Source organism: Flavobacterium sp. GSP27 (genome assembly GCF_003970395.1).
In the GTDB taxonomy this organism is placed as follows: domain Bacteria; phylum Bacteroidota; class Bacteroidia; order Flavobacteriales; family Flavobacteriaceae; genus Flavobacterium.
In genome coordinates this window covers 344,585-363,983 of the sequence record NZ_RYDP01000001.1, presented here as the reverse complement: position 1 = coordinate 363,983, position 19,399 = coordinate 344,585, and the positions used below count along the sequence as shown (strand labels likewise).

At 36.0% G+C, this 19,399-nt stretch carries 21 protein-coding genes; 1 reads left to right on the top strand and 20 read right to left on the bottom strand.

The window, feature by feature from the left end:
* Positions 1-79: 79 nt before the first annotated feature.
* The 3 genes from EKM05_RS01640 to EKM05_RS01630 are packed head-to-tail and all read right to left on the bottom strand — an operon-like array spanning position 80 to position 2,417.
* Positions 80-1,018: a mevalonate kinase gene (locus EKM05_RS01640; RefSeq protein WP_126458259.1), complete on the bottom strand. Its 939-nt coding sequence runs from the start codon at positions 1,016-1,018 to the stop codon at positions 80-82.
* A gap of 59 nt (positions 1,019-1,077) precedes the next feature.
* Entirely contained in the window at positions 1,078-1,272 is a 195-nt protein-coding gene (locus EKM05_RS01635) for a hypothetical protein (RefSeq protein WP_126458256.1), read from the bottom strand.
* 44 nt (positions 1,273-1,316) lie between these two features.
* Positions 1,317-2,417: a diphosphomevalonate/mevalonate 3,5-bisphosphate decarboxylase family protein gene (locus EKM05_RS01630; protein ID WP_126553093.1), complete on the bottom strand. Its 1,101-nt coding sequence runs from the start codon at positions 2,415-2,417 to the stop codon at positions 1,317-1,319.
* A gap of 113 nt (positions 2,418-2,530) precedes the next feature.
* Between EKM05_RS01630 and EKM05_RS01625 the strand changes: the two genes are divergently transcribed.
* Positions 2,531-3,007, top strand: a complete 477-nt coding sequence (locus EKM05_RS01625) for a TspO/MBR family protein (protein WP_126553091.1) — start codon at positions 2,531-2,533, stop codon at positions 3,005-3,007.
* Between the two features lie 43 nt (positions 3,008-3,050).
* Here EKM05_RS01625 and EKM05_RS01620 read toward each other — a convergent pair whose 3' ends face one another.
* The 17 genes from EKM05_RS01620 to EKM05_RS01540 form a co-directional block, all read right to left on the bottom strand.
* Entirely contained in the window at positions 3,051-4,259 is a 1,209-nt protein-coding gene (locus EKM05_RS01620; protein ID WP_126458247.1) for an NAD(P)/FAD-dependent oxidoreductase, read from the bottom strand.
* Entirely contained in the window at positions 4,256-4,933 is a 678-nt protein-coding gene (locus EKM05_RS01615; protein WP_126553089.1) for a glycerophosphodiester phosphodiesterase family protein, read from the bottom strand. Before EKM05_RS01615 ends, EKM05_RS01620 begins: the two co-directional genes overlap by 4 nt.
* A 538-nt stretch (positions 4,934-5,471) precedes the next feature.
* Complete coding sequence (locus tag EKM05_RS01610) at positions 5,472-6,842, bottom strand: NADH-quinone oxidoreductase subunit N (RefSeq protein ID WP_126458241.1); 1,371 nt, start codon at positions 6,840-6,842, stop codon at positions 5,472-5,474.
* Between the two features lie 13 nt (positions 6,843-6,855).
* Positions 6,856-8,298, bottom strand: coding sequence for a NuoM family protein (locus EKM05_RS01605; RefSeq protein WP_126553087.1), 1,443 nt, complete (start codon positions 8,296-8,298; stop codon positions 6,856-6,858).
* A gap of 107 nt (positions 8,299-8,405) precedes the next feature.
* On the bottom strand, positions 8,406-10,289 hold the full coding sequence (nuoL, locus tag EKM05_RS01600) for an NADH-quinone oxidoreductase subunit L (RefSeq protein ID WP_126553085.1): 1,884 nt from the start codon (positions 10,287-10,289) through the stop codon (positions 8,406-8,408).
* Positions 10,290-10,295: 6 nt separating this feature from the next.
* Positions 10,296-10,616 (bottom strand): NADH-quinone oxidoreductase subunit NuoK, encoded by a 321-nt coding sequence (gene nuoK, locus EKM05_RS01595; protein WP_066079401.1) that lies wholly within the window; start codon positions 10,614-10,616, stop codon positions 10,296-10,298.
* A 1-nt stretch (position 10,617) separates the two neighbouring features.
* Complete coding sequence (locus tag EKM05_RS01590) at positions 10,618-11,130, bottom strand: NADH-quinone oxidoreductase subunit J (protein WP_126453958.1); 513 nt, start codon at positions 11,128-11,130, stop codon at positions 10,618-10,620.
* Positions 11,131-11,676, bottom strand: a complete 546-nt coding sequence (locus EKM05_RS01585) for an NADH-quinone oxidoreductase subunit I (RefSeq protein WP_126553083.1) — start codon at positions 11,674-11,676, stop codon at positions 11,131-11,133. It abuts the gene before it with no gap.
* Between the two features lie 205 nt (positions 11,677-11,881).
* Entirely contained in the window at positions 11,882-12,934 is a 1,053-nt protein-coding gene (nuoH, locus tag EKM05_RS01580; protein ID WP_126458229.1) for an NADH-quinone oxidoreductase subunit NuoH, read from the bottom strand.
* Positions 12,927-13,976 carry a 2Fe-2S iron-sulfur cluster-binding protein gene (locus EKM05_RS01575; protein ID WP_126453964.1) on the bottom strand — a complete coding sequence of 350 codons (1,050 nt, stop codon included), beginning with the start codon at positions 13,974-13,976 and terminating at the stop codon, positions 12,927-12,929. The genes nuoH and EKM05_RS01575 overlap by 8 nt, the downstream gene beginning before the upstream one ends.
* Before the next feature lie 67 nt (positions 13,977-14,043).
* Positions 14,044-15,411: an NADH-quinone oxidoreductase subunit NuoF gene (gene nuoF, locus EKM05_RS01570; protein ID WP_126553081.1), complete on the bottom strand. Its 1,368-nt coding sequence runs from the start codon at positions 15,409-15,411 to the stop codon at positions 14,044-14,046.
* A 1-nt stretch (position 15,412) separates the two neighbouring features.
* On the bottom strand, positions 15,413-15,943 hold the full coding sequence (locus EKM05_RS01565) for an NAD(P)H-dependent oxidoreductase subunit E (protein WP_126458223.1): 531 nt from the start codon (positions 15,941-15,943) through the stop codon (positions 15,413-15,415).
* A gap of 86 nt (positions 15,944-16,029) precedes the next feature.
* The gene (locus EKM05_RS01560; RefSeq protein WP_126453972.1) at positions 16,030-17,268 is read right to left on the bottom strand and encodes an NADH-quinone oxidoreductase subunit D; all 1,239 of its coding nucleotides are present in this window, start codon (positions 17,266-17,268) and stop codon (positions 16,030-16,032) included.
* 34 nt (positions 17,269-17,302) lie between these two features.
* Positions 17,303-17,824, bottom strand: coding sequence for an NADH-quinone oxidoreductase subunit C (locus EKM05_RS01555; protein WP_126458220.1), 522 nt, complete (start codon positions 17,822-17,824; stop codon positions 17,303-17,305).
* 4 nt (positions 17,825-17,828) lie between these two features.
* Positions 17,829-18,377, bottom strand: a complete 549-nt coding sequence (locus EKM05_RS01550; RefSeq protein WP_113664545.1) for an NADH-quinone oxidoreductase subunit B — start codon at positions 18,375-18,377, stop codon at positions 17,829-17,831.
* An 87-nt stretch (positions 18,378-18,464) separates the two neighbouring features.
* Complete coding sequence (locus tag EKM05_RS01545) at positions 18,465-18,830, bottom strand: NADH-quinone oxidoreductase subunit A (RefSeq protein WP_126458217.1); 366 nt, start codon at positions 18,828-18,830, stop codon at positions 18,465-18,467.
* Positions 18,831-19,118: 288 nt separating this feature from the next.
* The gene (locus EKM05_RS01540; RefSeq protein WP_007137066.1) at positions 19,119-19,313 is read right to left on the bottom strand and encodes a cold-shock protein; all 195 of its coding nucleotides are present in this window, start codon (positions 19,311-19,313) and stop codon (positions 19,119-19,121) included.
* Positions 19,314-19,399: the final 86 nt, after the last annotated feature.

Genomic DNA, 19,399 nt, shown 5'->3' with positions numbered 1-19,399 from the left:
AGAATGTGCTCCCAATAATAAGGGTGCTATTTTAGGTTTTCTTCTCCCTCTCCTTTGAAGAGGGTTGGGGAGAGGATGTTTAAAACTGGTACACGACTTCTAGTTTATACTCTTTCAGGGAAATTTTGGCTTTTTCTAAATCTTCTGTGAATCCTAAGATGTAACCACCGCCACCAGAACCACATAATTTCAAATAATAATCATTACTGTCAATTCCTTGTTGCCAGATGCTGTGAAATTGTTCCGGAATCATTGGTTTAAAGTTATTCAAGACCACTTTAGATAGTTTCTTGGTATTCATGAACAATGATTTCATGTCTCCGCCCAGGAAATTTTCAACGCAGGCATCTGTATATTTTACAAATTGATTTTTCAACATGGCGCGGAATCCTTTGTCTTTCAGGTTTTCCATGAAAATATTCACCATGGGAGCGGTTTCGCCCACAATTCCAGAATCTAACAAAAATACGGCTCCTTTGCCGTCAAAGCTTTGATTTGGAATTCCGGTTGCTTGAATGTTATCTTTAGAATTGATTAAAATAGGGATACTCAAATAACTGTTCAAAGGATCTAATCCAGAACTTTTTCCGTGGAAAAAACTCTCCATTTGAGAAAATATATTTTTTAGCTGCAATAATTTTTCACGAGTCAAATTTTCCAGAACCGTAATTTTATTTTGAGCATATTTATCATAAATAGCGGCTACAAGTGCACCACTGCTACCTACGCCATAACCCTGAGGAATACTGGAATCAAAATACATTCCGGCTTCCACATCATTTTTCAAGAGGTCTAAATCAAAAGTAACCAGATTGGGGTGTTCGTCTTGTAAAGTGTCTAGATAGATAACAAAACGCCTTAAATTCCCATTTGATTTTACCGCTTCTTCAGACGAATTTCCGTCTCTTTTGAGCGCACCATTATAAAAATTATATGGAATTGAAAGCCCTTTTGAGTCACGAATTATTCCGTATTCTCCAAAGAGTAGTATTTTTGAGTAAAATAAAGGTCCTTTCATATGGTGTTGTAAATTAACAATTTGGGGGTTGGCAATTAGGCATTTTTTAATGTGCTGTTTTATAAATCAACTTGATCGCCACGATTCGCTTCCTGAATTTCAAGGTCAATTTCTTCTTGTTGTTCAGGTGATAAATTTTTCCAAACCTCTTTTTTTTGTGATTTGAAAATGTTTTTCACAGCTTCAATTATGGCTGTGTCGTCAGTTTCTAACAACATTTTTATCAATTCTAATTTCTCGGATTGAATGTCCATGTTTTCAGGTCTTTAAAAATTAAAGATAGTGAAAAATAAATAAATTAAAGCAATACCGCTCCATTTCCAATTTCGTCACAAATGTACTGACCATTTTGACAATAGCCAACTAATTCGTGCTGAATAAATTGTAAAACTTTTTCGGCAACATTCTCAGGATATAAAACATGCACATTTGCTCCGGCATCCAGCGTAAAACAAACCGGAATTGTAGTCTCATTTCTAAATTTCCAAATCGCATTTATAATCTCCAACGTATTTGGTTTCATCAATATAAAATAAGGCATCGAAGTCATCATCATGGCATGTAACGTCAAGGCTTCGCGCTCTACAATTTTGATGAATTCGTCCAGATTTCCACTTTCGAAAATTGAAATTAATTGGTCTAAATTTTCGTGCGCCTGTGCAAACCGCCTTTCGGCAAAAGGATGGTTGTGCATTAAATCATGTCCAATGGTACTTGAAACTTGCTTTTCTCCTTTGTCAACCAGCAAAATAGTGTCTTGAAAATTCTTGAAATTAGCATGAATTGCATTTGGAAATTCCACGCCAAATAAATCCGAACTTCCGGAGATATTTGCATGATTTCCCCACACTACAACTTGTCCTTTTACACTTCTGCAAGCGCTTCCAGAACCCAAACGTGCCAGCAAAGACGCTTTTTGATAGAAATACTCCTTAGTCATTCCTGGATTTAGCGCTTTTTCTAAACTCATTAAGTTCATCGCCAAAGCTGCCATTCCAGATGCTGATGAAGCAATTCCGGAACTATGTGGGAAGGTATTTTCCGTGTCAATCGTAAAATGGTAGTCTTTCAAAAAAGGTAAATAAATTTCTATTCGCTCCAGAAATTTTTGGATTTTTGGTTTGAAATCTTCTTTTGGTTGTCCTTCAAAAAGTAAGTCAAAAGAAAAATCATCTTTTATGTTTAGCGCAGTTGAAGTATTTTTTTTGGCGAAAGCCAATTTCGTAATCGTTTTACAATTGTTCAACGTAAAACTCACCGAAGGATTTGCAGGAATTTGATTGTCTTTTTTTCCCCAATATTTTACAAGGGCAATATTGCTTGGTGCGCTCCATTGAAAATTGCCTTCTTCAATCGAATGTGTATATTGTGATGGGATAAAATCGTTTGCTGAAATCATGAATGTATAAATTTATGCAAAGATACTTTTTTTGGGTTATTTGTTTATTCGTTTAGTTGGTTAATCGTTACAAAGATTTGAGTAAATTTGGCTCACATTAGAAAAATATAAAAATGAATAAAATCACCCGAATATTAGCTGTTGTTGTTACGTGTCTTGCGATTGGTTATTTCTCTGGTACGGTTACTCGTTCTGCCATTACCACTTGGTATCCAACCTTAATAAAACCAAGTTTTAATCCGCCCAATTGGATCTTTGCACCAGTCTGGAGTATGCTATATGTGATGATGGGTGTTGCGGCTGGATTAGTTTGGGATAGAATAGAAGTAGAAAAAGAACTAGTAAAAAAAGCGTTGATTTTCTTTGCGATTCAATTAGCACTGAATGCTTTGTGGTCGTATTTATTCTTTGGATTACACAACCCGATGTTAGCCGGATTAGAAATTATTGTATTGTGGTTGATGATCTTTGAAACGTACCTTCAGTTTTCAAAAATCAATAAAATTGCGGGCTATTTATTTATTCCGTATTTGGCTTGGGTAAGTTTTGCAGCGGTTTTGAATGGAAGTATCTGGTGGTTGAATAGATAGTTTTTTACCCTTTTAGGCTTCCACACTGTTAAAGCGTTGATTATTATATAGCACTCGCCACAATAAACCCGCTTGTCCACGCATTCTGAAAATTGAATCCGCCTGTAATCGCATCAATATTTACGATTTCACCAGCAAAATATAGGTTTTCGTGTAGTTTGCTTTCCATAGTTTTGAAGTTAATTTCCTTTAAATCAATTCCGCCTGCCGTCACAAATTCTTCTTTAAAGGTGCTTTTTCCATTCACTTGAAAAGTGCCATTCGTTAATTGATTCGCAAGATTCGTCAATTGAATTTTAGACAAATCGGCCCATTTCGTCTCCGCTTCAATTCCGGAAGCGAACACCAAACTTTCCCATAATCTATTGGTTAATTCGAAAGGAGATTTCTTGGAAACTGATTTTTTCGCGTGTTCCTGTTTTAAGTCTTTTAGCTTTTTCTCGACATCTTCTTTGTCAGCATCGTTCAACCAATTCACGAAAATATTGAACTGATAATTTTTATCATGCAAGATGCGGGCTCCCCAAGCGGAGAGTTTCAATATCGCCGGTCCGCTCATTCCCCAATGGGTAATTAACAACGGTCCTGTTGAGCTGAGTTTGGTGTCTTTTACTTTTACGGTTACTTGCGCCGCAACTCCGGGTAATTCTTTTATTCTGGAATCTTTGATATTAAAAGTGAATAAGGAAGGAACTGGGCTGACAACTGCATGACCAAAATTCTGTAACATTTCCCATACTTTAGGATTACTCCCAGTAGCTAGAATCAGTTTTTCGGCAAGATAATTTTCAGTTTGGGTTTCGATTTTCCATTCATTCTCTTTCTTGAAAATTGATTGTACACTTTGTCCTGTAAGTACTGCAATACCCAGTTTTTGTGTGGCAGTTAGAAAACAATCAATAATAGTTTGTGAAGAATTCGAAACCGGGAACATGCGTCCGTCTCCTTCTATTTTTAATTCTACACCATGTTTCTCAAACCATTCAATCGTATCGCCAGAACAGAACTGATGAAAAGGGCCTCGTAATTCTTTTTCGCCACGCGGATAAAACTTCACCAATTCATTTGGCTCAAAACAAGCGTGCGTCACGTTGCATCTTCCACCACCGGAAATGCGAACTTTTTGCAATACCTCTGCACCGCGCTCCAGAATGGCAACTTTCAGTTTTGGATTTTTTTCTACAATATTTATCGCTGTAAAAAAACCTGCTGCGCCACCGCCTACTATTATTATATCAAAATTCTGATTCATATTCTATTTGGGAAATCGGTTATGATTCCGTTTACGTTGAATGTTTTTATTTTTTCAATATCTTCTAATTCATTGATAGTCCAAGGAAAAACCTGCAATCCTTTTTCTTGCATTTGCGCCGTGTTTTCTTTTGTCAATAAATGAAAATGCGGATGAATGGATTTTGCCTGAATGAATTTGGCGAAAGCCAAAGCCAAGTCTAAATCAGTTTCCGTTAAAACGCCAATTGAAATTTTATCATTTAAAAACGCCACTTGCTGCAACGCATTCCAATCAAAACTGGAAATTAAAAAACGATCGTATTTCCAACCTTTTTTAGCAACATATTTTTCAATGAGTGAGACTACTTTGTCTGTTGCTTCGTAGCTTTTGAGTTCAATATTGATCAGGCAGCCTTGGTTTACCAAATCAAAAACCTCTTGTAGCGTAGGGATTTGGTGCTTTCCATTTATTCGAAATGCCTTTAATTCTTGCAAAGATAAAACTTTTACAAAACCTTTTCCATTGGTCGTACGGTCAATGGTTTCATCGTGAATAACAATTAATTCTTCATCAGCACTCAAATGCACGTCGAGTTCAATACCGTCCACATGTAGGTCTAATGCTTTTTGGAACGAAACAAGAGTGTTTTCCGGTTCGTATCCTTTAGCACCACGATGTCCAATTTTGAGCATTGCCTTTTAATTTCGAGTAAAGATAAACATAAAAAAAACGCCTTCATTTCTAAAAGCGTTTGGATTTAAAAAGTAAACTCATAGTCAGTTTAGATTCTTCGGTATCGTCTCCAGCTTTTGGAGAGTCCCAGATTTTATTATTTCAACTCTAATGCGAAACAAGTGTTAAGAATCAGTATTACAAATCGATTAAAAAAAACAGAAACATCTTCTATATATCTTATTAAAGTATAAAAATAAGCGACTTACGGAATTCTCGAAGTGCTTTTAAACATACGATTATTCAGACTAAAGCATTAAAATTAGTGCAAATTTATTCGACAATTTGTGAAAAATTAGAAAAGATTTAAAATATACTTGTGAGCGATTCAGTAACAACGATAAGCCAGATTTAACAGATCCAGAAATTATGACCATCTATTTTGAAAAAAGACAATACCGTTCCATTAGATTGAGCACACAATTCATTGCAAAAACACATGACAAAAAAATTCTGATAGCTAAGTCATCAGGATTTTTTTTAATATACAGATTTAATTTATGCCAACAAATCCAACACTAAGGATGGAAACAACCCTAATGCGATATTCAACACAATTGCTACAATGGCAACCGCATAAATAACAACCGGCGTTCCTTTTCGTTCCTCGTTTGGTTCTTTAGTGTACATCGCCAAAATCAATTTGAAGTAGTACCCAACGCTTATAATCGAATTGATCACTGCTACGATCACTAAAGTCAAATAACCCGCTTGAATCGTTTGATTGAACAAAACCAACTTAGCAAAGAAACCCGCAAAAATAGGAATACCTGCCATAGAAAGTAAAGCTGCCGTAAGAATAGCCGCTAATAAAGGGTTGGTTTTTCCTAATCCGTGGAAATTTACAACATCTTCGTTGTCTCTATTTTTACAAACGTATAAAATCACACAAAAAGCAGCGATTCCAGATAAAGAATACGCTGAGGCATAATACAACAAACTTCCAGCTGATGTAGACAAACTCAACAAAGTCATCAACATAAAACCGGCATGAGAAACGCCAGAAAAAGCCAACATACGTTTCACGTTTGTTTGTCTCAATGCCATAATATTACCAACGGTCATCGAAGCCATCGAAATCACAACGACTACCATTTTGAATGACTCAGAAACATCCGCATTCATTACTGATAGTAATTTGTACAAACTAGCCATAGCAACTACTTTTGCCAAAGTACTCATTAATGCAGTGGTCAACGCTGGAGAACCTTCGTAAACATCCGGTGCCCAGAAATGAAATGGAACTGCCGCCACTTTAAACAACATTCCTATGGTAACCAACACAATTCCTATTGGAAACCAAACTGGCAATTCCGCTGATTGCGACAATTCACTGATTTCAGTAACGTCAAAACTTCCCATGGCACCATAAATTAAACAGATCCCAAAAAGAATGATTCCAGAGGCAAAAGATCCCATTAAAAAATATTTCATTCCCGCTTCGTTACTTTTCAAACTCAAACGGTCACTTGCAGCAAGAATGTAAAGTGCAATGGACAACACTTCGATTCCTAAAAAGAACATCGCTAAGTTTCCAAAAGAAACCATTGCCACTGCCCCTGCTAATAAAAATATTTTTATGGCAATATAATCCGAGATTTTAGATTGGTGATTTTCGTAAAAATTATGTCCTAAAGCTACCAAGAAAATGGTTAGCACAATAAACAAAGACGAAAAAGTAGTTGAAAATTTACTCACAACAATCATGTTGCTATAGTAACTTTCCGTTGAATTATATTCAGATATAGTTAAACCCAGCACTCCCAATAATCCAATAATCATTATTGGAACAATGGCTCTTCTTAAATTAAAGATTTCAAATAAAAGGCATAAAACACCTAATCCTATTATAGCTATTAATGTATTCATTTTTTTATTTGACTTAGTTAATTCGGTTTATTTGAGTTAAAATTTCTTCCAGACTTGGGGTAATCAAATCAGTAATTGGTTTTGGATACATCCCAAAAAAGAATAAAACACCAATTATTAGTACCAAAGTTATTCCTTCATTGAACGTTACATCCGCAAAAGGTTTTGAATTAGTTTCGCCCAACATGGCATGTTGAAACATTTTCAACATATAATACGCTCCTAATATTATGGTTGTTCCTCCTAAAATAGCAAACCAAATGTTGATTTGTGAAAGACTGTATAAAACGGTGAATTCTCCAATGAAATTAAAAGTAGTTGGCAAAGCAACAGAGGCTAAAACCAAGATTAAAAACATTGATGTAAATTTTGGTGTCTGTGAACGAATGCCTCCCATTTCAGCAATTGCTCTAGTTTCATATCTTCTAAAAATAATTTCAGCTACATAAAACAACCCAACAACTACAAATCCGTGTGCAATCATTTGTAAAACAGCACCACGCAATCCGTCTAATGTCAACGTGTACGTTCCAGCTGCTATTAATCCAACGTGAGCCAAAGAAGAATACGCTAATAATTTCTTCAAATCTTTTTGTTTCAATGCAACGATAGACCCGTAAATCACCCCTGCAAGTCCAAGTCCGATGAAAATATACATGTATTCCTTAGCTGCCAGAGGTGTCAAAGGCAATTGCCAACGAATAACGCTATACAATCCCATTTTTAGCATGATCCCTGACAAAAGCATCGTACCAACGGTTGGTGCTTTCTGATACACATTTGCCTGCCAAGTATGAAAAGGAATTAATGGAATCTTAATGGCATACGCCAAGAAGAAAGCTAAGAATATCCACAATTGTTCAGTTGCTGTTAGGTTCAATTTGTATAAATCTTCTAATAAAAGACTTCCCGCTTTTTGATACATATAAACAAAAGCCACTAACATAAATAAAGAACCTGCTAAGGTGTAGATAAAGAATTTAACTACTGCTTTTTTGCGTTCTTCTACGTCTCCGTTACCCCAAATTAAAGCGATGAAGTAAATTGGAATCAATGATAATTCCCAAAAAACATAATACAACAAACCGTCTGATGCTAAGAATGTTCCTGCCATTGCAAATGACATGAACAAGATTAACGCATAAAAAGATTTTGAATTTTCGTATTGATTTCCAAAAGAAGAGAATATAATTATTGGAGTCAAAACCGTAGTCAATAAAAGCATCGCCATTGACAATCCATCTGCTTTTAGAGCGAAAGAAATATTAGGTTGCGTAATCCACTGGTTGATGAAACTGATGTTTTCACCTAAATTATAGTGATTTAATAATACAATTGAAGCGCCTGCAGCAGCTAACCCAAAGAACAAAGCTACTTTTGAAGCTAGCTTATCGCCTGCAAGATACGTTGCAAACGTACCGACCAAAAGTATAATTAATATTAGAGATACATTCATTTGTAATTATTTATTGTTTTTTAAACATCCTTCGAACCAGATTTTTAAAAGAAAATTTATTTTAAAATTATAATTTTAGTATTATGAAAACTTGTGTATAAATTCGGTTATTCTGCTAAAAACAAATACGAAACAATAGCACAAAGTCCTAAAACAAAGGCAAAGAGATAAAGACCGATACTTCCGTTTTGGACTTTCTTTCCTTGAAAACTTATTTCGTTTGCTACTTTTCCAATACCAAAAACAAAAGCTGTTACACCCGTTTCTATTGTGTCTCTGAAAAAACGAGACAAAAAGTTAATTGGTTTAACAAAAATAGCATCATAAAATTCGTCCACATAATATTTATTGTAAAGAACTTTAGAAAATCCTGTAATGGCCGCATCCTCTGTAGGAACCTCGTTTTGTTTGATGTATTTAGCGTAAGCAATACCAATTCCAACCAATCCACCCACAACAGCAATAACCATTAAGATGTATTCAGTAGTTCCTAAATGGTGTTCTGCCGTGGCTAATTTAGATACAATAGGAGTCAAATATTCATTCAACCAACTATTTCCAGGCAAACTGATCATACCACCTATAGTAGCCAATATTGCCAAAACAATCAAAGGAATGGTAATCAAAGCTGGGCTTTCGTGCAAATGGTGCTTTTGTTCTGCTGTTCCTCTGAATTCTTGGAAGAACGTTAAAAACATTAAACGGAACATATAAAAAGCAGTCATTATAGAGGCAACCGAAGCCACAATCCATAACGGAATGTTATTATGGAAAGCCACTAATAATATTTCGTCTTTAGAGAAAAAACCGGAGAATAATGGAACTCCTGAAATCGCTAATGAAGCAATAAGCATTGTTGCAAAAGTAATTGGCATTGCTTTTTTCAATCCACCCATCTTGCGCATGTCTTGTTCACCGTGCAAAGCATGAATTACAGAACCGGAACCCAAGAACAAACAAGCTTTAAAGAAAGCGTGCGTGATTACATGGAAAACAGCCACTTCATAGGCGCCCAATCCCAAAGCCAAAAACATTAATCCCAGTTGAGAAACAGTAGAATACGCCAAGACTTTCTTAATATCATTTTGCAGCAGTCCAATGGTTGCAGCAACCAGAGCAGTAACGGCTCCAACAATAGCAATAATCGATTGTACATCCGGAGTCAAATCAAATAAGAAATTCAATCTGGTAATCATAAAAATCCCTGCTGTTACCATCGTCGCCGCGTGTATCAGTGCCGAAACCGGTGTTGGTCCCGCCATCGCGTCCGGTAACCACGTATACAATGGAATTTGTGCTGATTTACCACAAGCACCAATGAATAACGCGAAAGCAGCAACAGAAAGCCAATACATATCAAGATCCGTTGCACCGGCAATAGCCGTTTTTAAAGTAGCGTAATCTAAAGTTGAGAATAAATTACCCAGAATGAAAATTCCAACTAACAACCCTAAATCCCCAATACGGTTCATAATAAATGCCTTTTTAGCTGCATCATTGAACTCTTGGTTTTTATGCCAAAAACCAATTAACAAATACGAACAAAGACCTACGCCTTCCCAACCGATGAACATCACTAATAAGTTACTTCCTATTACTAATGTGATCATGAAAAATATAAACAGATTCAAATACGCAAAAAAGGTATGCATATTTTCATCCTCATGCATGTAACTGATCGAATACAAATGAATCAAAGATCCAATTCCGGTCACAAAAAGCAACCATAAAATGGACAGTTGGTCCAATTGAAATCCAAAATCGACTTTGAAAGTACTGATTTGGATCCAGTCAAAAAGAGCAATTCGAATGCCTTCTGGTTGCGCTGCAATTCCACCGAAGAAATAAGCAGTCGCAATAAAAGAGACAACAACAGAAAGTGTTCCGATTATTCCAGAAAGTGATTTTCCAAGGCTTTTGCCAAAGAAAACATTAATTAAAAATCCTAAAAAAGGAGCAAGAACTAAAACTAAAGCTATATTGGTATTCATTTCCATTTATCCTTTTAGGTTTTTTAAATTATCGATGGTAATTGAACCTAAATTTCTAAAAATAGAAACCAGAATTGCCAATCCTACCGCAACTTCTGCCGCAGCAACAGCCATCGAGAAGAACACAAAAACTTGTCCTTGCGCATCTTGATGATACGTCGAAAATGCTACAAACAATAAGTTTACTGCATTCAGCATAATTTCAATTGACATAAATACGATTATGGCATTTCGTCTGTACAACACCCCAAAAACGCCAATACAAAAAAGTATCACGCTTAGGAATATATAATTTTCAATACCAATGTGGTTTAAAATATTGTTCATTTTATTTTTGCAATTTTTCTTTTTTAGACAATAAAACAGTACCAATCATAGCGACCAAAAGCAATATAGAGGCAAATTCAAAAGGCACCATATATTCGTTGAGCAACACTTTACCCAGTACTTTTATAGATTGATAATCTTCGCCAGTGGTTACATATTCGCCAACAATAGGTTTTGAGTTGATAAAAATAGCAATCAAAATCAAACATATCAAACAAAAAGAAACAATTGCTCCTAATCTTGTTATTCTTGGTTTGTGGACTTCTTTTTCTTCGTTCAGATTCATCAACATGATCGTGAACAAAAACAAAATCATAATCGCTCCAGAATACACGATGACATGTACTATGGCTAAAAATTGAGAATTCAATAATAGATAATGACCCGCAATCGAAAAGAAACACACCACTAAATAAATAGCACTGTGAATCGGATTTTTGCTGAAAATTGTCAAAAAGGCGGTTGCTAATGTGATAGCAGCCAATACACAAAAAATTATAAGTATTGTAGACATTTAGTTCGCGTTTTTAAGTTGAGCATTTTTCATTGCGATATCTAATGGCATGACCAATCTGTCTTTTCCAAAAATGAAATCTTCTCGTTCATAACTTGAAGGAACCAATACTTTAGAAGTCGTCAGGTAAATGGCGTCTTTAGGACAAGCCTCTTCACACAATCCACAAAATATACAACGCAACATATTGATTTCATATATCGAGGCATATTTTTCTTCTCGATACAAATGTTTTTCATCCGCTCTGCGTTCTTCAGCCTTCATCGTAATGGCCTCTGCAGGACAAGACAACGCACACAAACCACATGCTGTACAGTTTTCACGCCCTTCTTCATCTCGCTTCAACATGTGCTGCCCCCGATACACAGGACTCATTTCACGCACTTGCTCCGGATACTGAATCGTTACTTTTCTGGTGAACAAATGCTGAATCGTAATTATCAAGCCTTTGACAATCGCAACCAGGTACATTCTTTCCCAAAAAGTCATCTCTTTATTAGAGACTACTTTTTTCCTTCCCGATAAGGATATGTTTTCTATACTCATTTTTTAGTCATTTCGAGGAACGAAGCAATCGAACACTCAATTTTAATCCTTTCTACTTATTTTATTTGAAGCTTAATCCTGCTATTCGCTGTATCTTTTATTTTTTAAAGAAAAAAATAAAAGGATGCCGCTACTATCAGGGCTAGTGATTTTGAGATTTATGTATTAAATTTAATGCTAATTAATTTTATTTTAAGAGTAGACATTAAAATCCTAAATAAGCCGCAATATCGTTTCTCAAAATTACAATACCCGTAATCACTATATTGATGATAGACAGTGGAATCAATATTCTCCAACCCAAATGCATCAATTGATCGTATCTAAATCTTGGAATAGTCCATCGTACCCACATATAAAAGAAAATGAATCCACATATTTTTATAAAAAGAACTCCAATACCTATAACATTAGCAATATTGATTCCCCAATTTTCAACCACCCAACTCATCCCGGGATAATTATAGCCGCCAAAGAATAAAACTGCCAAAATAGTAGATGAAATAAACATATTTGCATATTCAGAGAACAAATAGAAACCCATTTTCATCGACGAATATTCCGTATGATACCCCCCAATTAATTCGGTTTCACATTCTGGCAAATCAAATGGCGTTCTGTTGGTCTCCGCAAAAGCACACACCAAGAAAATCAAAAAAGATAAAGGTTGGTAAAAAACATTCCAACTCATTCCAGACTGCTGTGCTGAAATTTCTCTCAAACTCAACGTCCCGGTCATCATCAATAGAGCGATAATTGAAAGCCCCATTGCCACTTCATAAGAAACCATTTGAGAGGCAGCACGAACCGCACCAATCAATGAAAATTTATTGTTTGAGGCCCAACCTCCAATCATAATTCCATAAACACCTACAGAAACAACTCCAAAAAAGTATAATAATGCTATGTCAATATCAGCTGCTTGCAGCAAGATATCCCTGCCAAACAAATGAAAACGATCGCCCCAAGGAATAACAGCACTAGTCATTAAGGCCGTACTCATTGCAATGGCCGGACCTGCAAAAAACAACACCCGGTTTGGCGTATTGGGTTCAAATTCTTCTTTCGAAAACAATTTCAAACCATCAGCAAGTGGTTGAAACAATCCCATAGGTCCCGCTCTGTTAGGACCAACTCTATCTTGAAGCCATGCGGCAACTTTACGTTCTGCCCAAGTAGAATACATCGCCATAAGCATTGTTATAGCAAAAACTACTACAATAATGACGCTTTTATCAATGATAAGTGTACTATCCATTATTACCTAAGCTTTTTTGATTCGTAATATCTTCTTCAGTCAATGGAAACTCTACCATGCTTATTTTCTTGCGGTCTTTCTCTCTTCCTAAAAGAATATTCTCTTCGGTAGCGATTTCCACTTTTTGTAATTTTCTATTGTATTTATTTTGATTGATCACAGAATCTTTTTCAAAGGCTCTCGGCCCTTCAATAATCCAATCCGCAACATCTTTGTGATCAAAACGACACCCATTACAAATAAATTCATCTACTTCATGGTACTCATCTTTTCTTCCTGTAACGCGTTGAATTTCGTCACCAAACATCCAAACGGTAGTTTTTCCAGAACAAGTTGGGCAATCTCTGTGTGCATTATAAGGTTTGCTAAACCAAACTCTCGATTTAAATCTAAATGTTTTATCTGTTAAAGCGCCTACCGGACAAACATCAATCATATTTCCAGAGAATTCATTGTCAACCGCTTTTGAGATACACGTTGATATATTAGAATGATCTCCTCTATCCATTACTCCGTGCACACGATCGTCTGTCAATTGATCAGCCACCATCACACAACGGTAACAAAGAATACAACGGTTCATGTGTAATTGAATATTTGGTCCTATATTTTCGGGCTCAAATGTTCTTTTTTCTTCGATAAAACGCGTTTCTGACTTTCCGTGCTCAAAGCTTAAATTTTGCAAATCACATTCTCCTGCCTGATCACAAACCGGACAATCTAAAGGGTGATTGATCAATAAAAACTCTGTTACTGATTTTCTGGCTTCGGTTACTCTTGGCGAAGATTTACTGTTCACTTCCATTCCGTCCATACAGCCCGTTACACAAGATGCCATTAATTTTGGCATTGGTCTTGGATCAGCTTCACTTCCTTTTGCCACTTCCACTAAACAACAACGGCATTTTCCGCCGCTTCCTTTTAGTTTAGAATAATAGCACATCGCTGGCGGAACTACCTCTCCACCTATCATACGTGCTGCCTGCAGGATTGTTGTTCCTGGTTCTACTTCTATGCTTTGACCGTCTATGGTTACTTTCATTATCTACCAATATTTAACTCCTACGGAGTATCTTAATTCTGAAATCAAAAAACGTTAATCCTTACTCTTAAATCATTTCTTTAGAAACTAAATGCTTTACTTTTTCAAAAGGTTCCGCAACAAAATGATCTCTATGTTTTATTTTTTCCGGGAAACGAATGTGGTATTCAAACTCGTCTCTGAAGTGCCGAATCGCCGCTGCCACTGGCCAAGCTGCCGCATCACCCAATGGACAAATTGTATTACCTTCAATTTTGCTTTGAATGCTCAACAACAAATCGATATCTTCTTCCCGACCGTGACCATTTTCTATTCTATGCAATACTTTTTCCATCCAGCCTGTTCCTTCACGACAAGGGGAACATTGTCCACAACTTTCATGGTGGTAAAAACGAGAGAAATTCCAAGTATTACGAACGATGCAAGACGTATCATTATAAACGATAAATCCACCTGATCCTAACATAGAACCTGTTGCAAATCCACCGTCACTTAACGATTCGTAGGACATTAAACGATCTTCACCGGCGGCAGTTTTATAAATCAAATGCGCTGGTAAAACCGGAACAGAACTTCCACCGGGTACAAATGCTTTCAAAGGTCTGTCAGAACTCATTCCGCCTAAATATTCATCAGAATTCATGAATTCATAAACACTTAAACCCAATTCAATTTCATAAACACCCGGATTTTTAATATGTCCAGAAGCCGAAATTAATTTGGTCCCTGTAGAACGCCCAATACCAATTTTGGCATATTCTGCACCTGAATTATTAACAATCCACGGCACCGCGGCGATCGTCTCTACGTTATTCACCACCGTTGGATTAGCCCAAAGTCCTGAAATAGCAGGAAATGGTGGCTTGATGCGAGGATTTCCTCTTTTTCCTTCCAACGATTCTATCAATGCAGTTTCTTCGCCACAGATGTAAGCTCCGGCACCACAATGAACATATAGTTCTAAATCATAGCCTGAACCTAATATGTTTTTACCCAAAAATCCAGCAGCTTTTGCTTCGTTAATGGCTCTTTCTAATATTTTATAAACCCACATATATTCTCCACGAATGTAGATGTAGGATAGGTTTGCACCCAAAGCATAACTGGAAGTGATCATTCCTTCAATCAACAAATGAGGAATAAATTCCATCAAATAACGATCCTTAAAAGTTCCTGGTTCTGATTCATCCGCATTACAAACTAAATGTCTTGGCTTTCCTGATTTTTTATCAATGAAACTCCACTTCATTCCTGCGGGAAAACCTGCCCCACCGCGACCTCGCAATCCGGAAGTTTTCACTTCTTCGACAACCTCGTCTGGCGTTAATGTTTTGATGGCTTTTTCTACTGAAGCATATCCACCATTCTGACGGTACACTTCGTAAGTTTTAATCCCCGGAATATTTATTTTATCTAATAATATTTTTTGTGACATATTATGTATCGTGTAAAACTATTGTATCATTTTTGCAATCTTCAATTAACTGGTCGATTTTTGCCACCGTCAAATGTTCTTTATAAAAGTCTCCTAATTGCATCATTGGAGCGTAACCACAAGCTCCTAAACATTCCACGCCTCTTACTTCAAAAAGACCATCTTGAGTAGTTTCACCTACTTTTACACCTAATTTTTCACAAGTGTAATCCATTAAATCCTCGACTCCGTTCAAACAACAAGGAGAGGTTTGGCAAAATTCGAACATGTATTTTCCAATTGGTCTTTGGTTGTACATCGTATAAAACGACACTACTTCGTACACTTCAATTGGTTTAATCAAAAGGATTTCGGCCACTTTATTCATTAATTCAATACTCAACCAATTCTCATGAGCGTCTTGAACTTCATGCAAAATAGGCAATAACGCCGATTTTCTTTTGTTTTCAGGATAATGACTAATCAATTCATTGATGCGAGACATCAATGCTTCAGTCATATTTATTTCTTGTTTGTGATACGTACGTTCCATTTTTTATTATTTCAAATTTTGAATGCTAAATTTTTAATGTTTTTTAACTTTCATTCAAAATTTATAATTCATCATTTATAATTTCATTAAGCGTCTAATTCTCCGGCAATAACATTTAAACTTGATAAAATAACAATTGCATCTGAAAGCAAGGCTCCTTTTATCATTTCTGGATAGGCTTGGTAATAGATAAAACAAGGTCTGCGAAAATGCAATCTGTACGGCGTCCGACTTCCATCAGTAACCAAGTAAAAACCAAGTTCTCCATTACCTCCTTCTACCGGGTGATACACCTCAGCAACCGGAACCGGAACTTCACCCATTACAATTTTGAAATGGTAAATCAAGGATTCCATATTGTTGTACACATCCTCTTTAGGCGGAAGGTAATAATCCGGGACATCCGCATGGAACTCGTTGCCTTCTGGCATTTTTTCCAATGCCTGACGAATAATACTCAAACTTTCCCAAACTTCAGCGTTACGAACACAGAAACGATCATATGTATCTCCTGATTTTCCCACCGGAACAATAAAATCAAAATCTTCGTAAGAAGAATAGGGTTGCGCAACACGAATATCATAATCAACACCGGTAGCCCGTAAGTTAGGACCGGTAAATCCGTATGCCATAGCTTGCTCAGCCGATATAGCGCCAACATTTACAGTTCTGTCAATAAAAATTCTATTTCTTTCGAATAAGTTTTCAAATTCTTTCCAAGCGGCTGGAAAATCAGCTAAAAAAACATCTAATTTCCTAAAGGCTTCTGGCGACCAATCTCTTTCGAAACCACCAATTCTTCCCATATTGGTAGTCAAACGAGCCCCGCAAATTTCTTCGTATATTTCGTATACTTTTTCTCTAAATTGGAAAACATACAAAAAACCGGTATAGGCGCCGGTATCGACACCAAGGATTGAATTACAAATAATGTGATCCGTAATTCTCGCCAACTCCATTACGATAACTCTTAAATATTGTGCTCTTTTAGGAACTTCAATATCTAATAATTTTTCTAATGTCATCCACCAACCCATGTTATTGATAGGCGACGAACAATAATTCATTCTGTCCGTGAGGGGAGTGATTTGGTAAAAAGGTCTGTTTTCAGCGATTTTTTCAAAAGCTCTGTGGATGTAACCAATGGTTGGTTCCGCCTCCAGAATTCGCTCTCCATCCATCAACAGGATATTTTGAAAAATACCGTGAGTCGCAGGATGCGTAGGCCCTAAATTCAATATAGAAAGCTCGCTTCCATCTTCATTTAACTGCGCTGCAATTCTTTTAGCATAGCGATGCTCTGGGGATAATAATAGTTCTGACATTTATTTAATGTGAAAAATTATAATTGTTTTTTTTTTAATAATTGTCGGTTGTTCTACCAAAGAAACGGTCATCTTTATCCGTTCTTCCGCTGTCTTCCATTGGGAATTCCTTTCGCATTGGAAAAGAAATCATTTCGTCCATATTCAAGATACGTTTCAATTGCGGATGACCAATAAAATTTATCCCATAAAAATCATACGTTTCTCTTTCCATCCAGTTTGAACTTAGGAAAATACTTGATATCGATTTTATTTCAGGGGTTTCACCATTGATAAACACTTTGATTTTAATTCTTTTGTTTTCGTACCAATTGTGTAAATGATACACTACCGCAAATTGATGTTCTACATCATTATCTGGGTAATGAATTCCACATAGATCAGTTAAAAAATGAAAACGCAATATGGGATCATTTTTTAAAAAAAGAATCACCGCAGTAATTTTGTCCGCAGTAACTTCAAATGAAAATATATCTCTCTCTTGATTGAATTCAAAAACAGCTGAATCAAATGTCTCAACTAATTTCTCTTGGATTTGTATCGTTTCTAGCGCCATTCTTTTATTTGATATTATACGAAGCTAATAATTCTTGGTATTCCGGGGAACTTCTTCTTCTTACGGATTCAGTTCGAACCAACTCTTGTAATTTCATAACTCCGTCAACAATTTGCTCCGGTCTTGGCGGACAACCCGGAACATAGACATCGACCGGTATCACTTTATCAATTCCCTGCAAAACAGAATAGGTGTCAAAAATCCCTCCAGAGGAAGCGCAAGCACCAACGGCTATTACCCAACGAGGCTCTGCCATTTGCTCATATACCTGACGCAAAATAGGAGCCATTTTTTTTGAAATCGTTCCCATTACCATTAACATATCGGCCTGGCGCGGAGAGAAACTCACTCGCTCTGAGCCAAATCGAGCCAAATCATAATGCGAAGCCATTGTTGCCATAAACTCTATACCGCAACAAGAGGTTGCAAAAGGTAATGGCCATAATGAATTAGCACGAGCCATACCCACAACATCATTCAGTTTTGTAGCGAAGAAACCTTCTCCTACAACTCCTTCGGGTGGCGCTACCATATTTATTTTAGAATCACTCATCTTTTATTATTTTGAATTACAAATTTTGAATTGTAAATTATAATGAAACCATTTAAAATTTAAAATTCAGCATTTAAAAATAAATTTTTATTCCCACTCTAACGCTTTCTTTTTGATGATATAGAAAAACCCTATCAAAAGCAAAGACATAAAAATCACCATCTTTACCATTCCTTCCATTCCTAATTCTTTGAAATTGACTGCCCAGGGATACAGAAAAATTACCTCCACATCAAACAAAACAAACAATATGGCTACTAGAAAATATTTAACAGAAAATGGAATTCTGGCATTTCCTACCGATTCAACACCGCATTCAAAGTTTTTATCTTTCGCTTCTGAAGATCTTTTAGGCCCTAATTTACCAGAAATTATTATGGTGCCTACAACAAATCCCACCGCTAAAACTAACTGCATTAATATTGGAATATAACTTAATTGATCGGATTGCATGGTTGTGGTTTTTTTAAATAAATATAAATGACAAAGATACCCTTCAAATTATTAAATAGCAATGAAAACTTAAAAATACATGGCTACTATATCGATGTAAATTTACAATTTTTATTAATTATAAATAACAAAAAATATTTATCTTGTGATGTGTTTAACATCCCAAGGGTTTAACAAAGTCAAATATCAGTAGTCTTTTTGAATACTACGCTTTGGTGCAAAAAAAAACGTTCCGATAAATATCGGAACGTTTTAAACATTCGTAGGCAAAAAAATTAATTTTTATGCTTAGATCACTGCTACTTTCGCAGCAACTTTTCCTTTTCTTCCTTCTTCTTCTTCATAGCTAACTCTATCCCCTTCGCGTAATTCTTCCGCGTTGATTCCTGATGCATGAACAAAAATGTCTTTTCCTGTTTCTTCGTCTGTAATGAATCCGTAACCTTTAGATTCATTGAAAAATTTAACTGTACCTGTACGCATTGTAATAGTAATAATAATTTATAATGGAGCAAATGTAATATTTAATATAATACGAAATACGATGTTGTGTTTTTATTTTGCAAAAA